Raw genomic sequence first — 5,408 nt, 5'->3', positions numbered from 1 at the left:
CTTCGGTGAAACGGCCTTGAAAAAAGGTGTTGACGAAGCAGATAAGCCGGTCTACAATGGGCGGCTCGCAACGACGGAAACGTCGGGGCAAACGGAAGAAGGCGCTGAGGCCGATTCCAAAGTTCTTTGACAGTATGCGCAGGTATCTTGTGAAGGCGCCTGCAGGAAGGATGTATGTCCATCTTGCAGACGTTTGATCAAGCAACATATCAATTGTTTTAAAGCAAGCGAAACGTTGCCAGCGGTCAAGCATCTGCAGCTTTAAATTTTTAGTCCTCGGACTATGCGTTTTTAAGTGAAGAGTTTGATCCTGGCTCAGAGTGAACGCTGGCGGTAGGCCTAACACATGCAAGTCGAACGGCAGCACAGTAAGAGCTTGCTCTTATGGGTGGCGAGTGGCGGACGGGTGAGGAATACATCGGAATCTACCTTTTCGTGGGGGATAACGTAGGGAAACTTACGCTAATACCGCATACGACCTTCGGGTGAAAGCAGGGGACCTTCGGGCCTTGCGCGGATAGATGAGCCGATGTCGGATTAGCTAGTTGGCGGGGTAAAGGCCCACCAAGGCGACGATCCGTAGCTGGTCTGAGAGGATGATCAGCCACACTGGAACTGAGACACGGTCCAGACTCCTACGGGAGGCAGCAGTGGGGAATATTGGACAATGGGCGCAAGCCTGATCCAGCCATACCGCGTGGGTGAAGAAGGCCTTCGGGTTGTAAAGCCCTTTTGTTGGGAAAGAAAAGCAGTCGATTAATACTCGGTTGTTCTGACGGTACCCAAAGAATAAGCACCGGCTAACTTCGTGCCAGCAGCCGCGGTAATACGAAGGGTGCAAGCGTTACTCGGAATTACTGGGCGTAAAGCGTGCGTAGGTGGTTGTTTAAGTCTGTTGTGAAAGCCCTGGGCTCAACCTGGGAATTGCAGTGGATACTGGGCGACTAGAGTGTGGTAGAGGGTAGTGGAATTCCCGGTGTAGCAGTGAAATGCGTAGAGATCGGGAGGAACATCCATGGCGAAGGCAGCTACCTGGACCAACACTGACACTGAGGCACGAAAGCGTGGGGAGCAAACAGGATTAGATACCCTGGTAGTCCACGCCCTAAACGATGCGAACTGGATGTTGGGTGCAATTTGGCACGCAGTATCGAAGCTAACGCGTTAAGTTCGCCGCCTGGGGAGTACGGTCGCAAGACTGAAACTCAAAGGAATTGACGGGGGCCCGCACAAGCGGTGGAGTATGTGGTTTAATTCGATGCAACGCGAAGAACCTTACCTGGTCTTGACATGTCGAGAACTTTCCAGAGATGGATTGGTGCCTTCGGGAACTCGAACACAGGTGCTGCATGGCTGTCGTCAGCTCGTGTCGTGAGATGTTGGGTTAAGTCCCGCAACGAGCGCAACCCTTGTCCTTAGTTGCCAGCACGTAATGGTGGGAACTCTAAGGAGACCGCCGGTGACAAACCGGAGGAAGGTGGGGATGACGTCAAGTCATCATGGCCCTTACGACCAGGGCTACACACGTACTACAATGGTAGGGACAGAGGGCTGCAAACCCGCGAGGGCAAGCCAATCCCAGAAACCCTATCTCAGTCCGGATTGGAGTCTGCAACTCGACTCCATGAAGTCGGAATCGCTAGTAATCGCAGATCAGCATTGCTGCGGTGAATACGTTCCCGGGCCTTGTACACACCGCCCGTCACACCATGGGAGTTTGTTGCACCAGAAGCAGGTAGCTTAACCTTCGGGAGGGCGCTTGCCACGGTGTGGCCGATGACTGGGGTGAAGTCGTAACAAGGTAGCCGTATCGGAAGGTGCGGCTGGATCACCTCCTTTTGAGCAAAGACAGCATCGTCCTGTCGGGCGTCTTCACAAGTAACCTGCATTCAGAGTTTCACGTCGGCCTGGCCGACGTGGATAGTCCCGTATATGGGGCCTTAGCTCAGCTGGGAGAGCACCTGCTTTGCAAGCAGGGGGTCGTCGGTTCGATCCCGACAGGCTCCACCACACGTCACACGTTTATCGGTGTGTTCGGCAATGAGCTAAACGGACATTGGGTCTGTAGCTCAGGTGGTTAGAGCGCACCCCTGATAAGGGTGAGGTCGGTAGTTCGAGTCTACCCAGACCCACCACTCTGAATGACTAGCGCATACAAAGAATTTATTACGCATCGGCATTGTGGCCGGTACGTGTTCTTTTAAAACTTGTGACGTAGCGAGCGTTTGAGATTCTATCTTGACGTGTCGTGAGGCTAAGGCGGAAGACTTAAATGTCTTCTTATTAATTGAGTCGTTATATTTCGTATCTGGGCTTTGTACCCCCAGGTCATATATGTAACCCAAGGCAACTTGCGGTTATATGGTCAAGCGAATAAGCGCACACGGTGGATGCCTTGGCGGTCAGAGGCGATGAAGGACGTGGCAGCCTGCGAAAAGTATCGGGGAGCTGGCAACAAGCTTTGATCCGGTAATGTCCGAATGGGGAAACCCACCCGCTTGCGGGTATCCTGCAGTGAATACATAGCTGCTGGAAGCGAACCTGGTGAACTGAAATATCTAAGTAACCAGAGGAAAAGAAATCAACCGAGATTCCCTGAGTAGCGACGAGCGAACGGGGACTAGCCCTTAAGCTGGAATGGTTCTAGAAAAACAGCCTGGAACGGCTGGCCATAGAAGGTGATAGCCCTGTATTTAAAAGGGCCACTCCAGTGAAGACGAGTAGGGCGGGGCACGTGAAACCCTGTCTGAACATGGGGGGACCATCCTCCAAGGCTAAATACTACTGACCGACCGATAGTGAACCAGTACCGTGAGGGAAAGGCGAAAAGAACCCCGGAGAGGGGAGTGAAATAGATCCTGAAACCGTGTGCGTACAAGCAGTAGGAGCTCGAAAGAGTGACTGCGTACCTTTTGTATAATGGGTCAGCGACTTACTGTTCGTGGCAAGCTTAACCGTATAGGGGAGGCGAAGGGAAACCGAGTCTGATAAGGGCGCATAGTCGCGGGCAGTAGACCCGAAACCGGGTGATCTAGTCATGGCCAGGGTGAAGGTGCCGTAACAGGTACTGGAGGCCCGAACCCACGTCTGTTGCAAAAGACGGGGATGAGCTGTGATTAGGAGTGAAAAGCTAATCGAACCCGGAGATAGCTGGTTCTCCTCGAAAGCTATTTAGGTAGCGCCTCATATGTATCCTCTCGGGGGTAGAGCACTGTTATGGCTAGGGGGTCATCGCGACTTACCAAACCATTGCAAACTCCGAATACCGAGACGGACTGTATGGGAGACACACGGCGGGTGCTAACGTCCGTCGTGAAAAGGGAAACAACCCAGACCCACAGCTAAGGTCCCAAATTCACTGCTAAGTGGAAAACCATGTGGAAAGGCACAGACAGCCAGGAGGTTGGCTTAGAAGCAGCCACCCTTTAAAGAAAGCGTAATAGCTCACTGGTCGAGTCGGTCTGCGGGGAAGATTTAACGGGGCTAAGCAGTGAACCGAAGCTTGGGGTGTGCATATTTATATGTACGCGGTAGAGGAGCGTTCCGTAAGCCGTTGAAGGTGGATTGAGAAGTCTGCTGGAGGTATCGGAAGTGCGAATGCTGACATGAGTAACGATAATGCGGGTGAAAAACCCGCACGCCGAAAGCCCAAGGTTTCCTTGCGCAACGTTAATCGGCGCAGGGTGAGTCGGCCCCTAAGGCGAGGACGAAAGTCGTAGTCGATGGGAAGCAGGTTAATATTCCTGCACCTCGCGTAAGTGCGATGGAGGGACGGAGAAGGTTAGGTGTACCCGGCGTTGGTTGTCCGGGGGAAAGGAGGTAGGTTTGAATCTTTGGCAAATCCGGGATTCTTCAAGACCGAGCACCGAGACGAGCCTTTAAGGCGAAGTCACTGATACCACGCTTCCAGGAAAAGCTCCTAAGCTTCAGCTTACGCAGACCGTACCGTAAACCGACACAGGTGGGTAGGATGAGAATTCTCAGGCGCTTGAGAGAACTCGGGTGAAGGAACTAGGCAACATGGCACCGTAACTTCGGGAGAAGGTGCGCCCTTTTTGGTGGCTCATGCGAGCTATAGCTGAAGAGGGCCGCAGAAACCAGGCCGCTGCGACTGTTTATCAAAAACACAGCACTCTGCAAACACGAAAGTGGACGTATAGGGTGTGACGCCTGCCCGGTGCTGGAAGGTTAATTGATGGGGTCAGCCGCAAGGCGAAGCTCTTGATCGAAGCCCCAGTAAACGGCGGCCGTAACTATAACGGTCCTAAGGTAGCGAAATTCCTTGTCGGGTAAGTTCCGACCTGCACGAATGGCGTAACGACAGCGGCGCTGTCTCCACCCGAGACTCAGTGAAATTGAAATCGCTGTGAAGATGCAGCGTTCCCGTGGCAAGACGGAAAGACCCCGTGAACCTTTACTATAGCTTTACACTGAACGTTGAGTTCGTCTGTGTAGGATAGGTGGGAGGCTATGAAACTGTGGCGCTAGCTGCAGTGGAGCCATCCTTGAAATACCACCCTGTCGTGCTTGACGTTCTAACCTGGGTCCATAATCTGGATCGGGGACCGTGTATGGTGGGTAGTTTGACTGGGGCGGTCTCCTCCTAAAGAGTAACGGAGGAGCTCGAAGGTACGCTCAGCGCGGTCGGACATCGCGCACTGTGTGCAAAGGCATAAGCGTGCTTGACTGCAAGATCGACGGATCAAGCAGGTAGGAAACTAGGACTTAGTGATCCGGTGGTTCTGTATGGAAGGGCCATCGCTCAACGGATAAAAGGTACTCCGGGGATAACAGGCTGATACCGCCCAAGAGTTCATATCGACGGCGGTGTTTGGCACCTCGATGTCGGCTCATCACATCCTGGGGCTGTAGTCGGTCCCAAGGGTATGGCTGTTCGCCATTTAAAGTGGTACGCGAGCTGGGTTCAGAACGTCGTGAGACAGTTCGGTCCCTATCTGCCATGGGCGTTGGAGATTTGAGAGGGGCTGCTCCTAGTACGAGAGGACCGGAGTGGACGAACCTCTGGTGTTCCGGTTGTCACGCCAGTGGCATTGCCGGGTAGCTATGTTCGGAAGCGATAACCGCTGAAAGCATCTAAGCGGGAAGCGCGCCTCAAGATGAGATCTCCCGGGGCACAAGCCCCCTGAAGGAACCATATAGACTATGTGGTTGATAGGTCAGGTGTGTAAGTACAGCAATGTATTGAGCTAACTGATACTAATGATCCGTGTGGCTTGACCATATAACCTCAAGTTGCCTTGGCCGACATGACATGTCGATAGATCCCAAGTGCACGCTACGTCACAAGACCAAACGAGAGGCAGGCGCTCAGGCGCGTCTCTTTGTAAAGCCGGCACACTCGTGCCCGCTCCCTGCAAAGACACGCTCTGCGGCGACACTCCAAAAGC

General features: G+C 53.3%; 2 tRNA genes and 2 rRNA genes. All 4 read left to right on the top strand.

Annotated features, from left to right (window positions below):
- The first annotated feature begins 292 nt into the window (after positions 1–292).
- Positions 293–1,839: ribosomal RNA gene (locus AC6CHL_RS20740) — 16S ribosomal RNA — on the top strand.
- Between the two features lie 95 nt (positions 1,840–1,934).
- Positions 1,935–2,010 (top strand) — tRNA-Ala (locus AC6CHL_RS20735).
- A 48-nt stretch (positions 2,011–2,058) separates the two neighbouring features.
- Positions 2,059–2,135, top strand: a tRNA-Ile gene (locus AC6CHL_RS20730).
- Positions 2,136–2,363: 228 nt separating this feature from the next.
- A 23S ribosomal RNA gene (locus AC6CHL_RS20725) occupies positions 2,364–5,242 on the top strand.
- The 16S and 23S rRNA genes sit together here with 2 tRNA genes alongside, the layout of an rRNA operon.
- Positions 5,243–5,408 lie beyond the last annotated feature (166 nt).

It is taken from the genome of Stenotrophomonas sp. GQ19, from assembly GCF_059758695.1.
The sequence above is the reverse complement of the archived record's forward strand: the minus strand, read 5'-3'. Positions and strand labels throughout refer to the sequence as shown.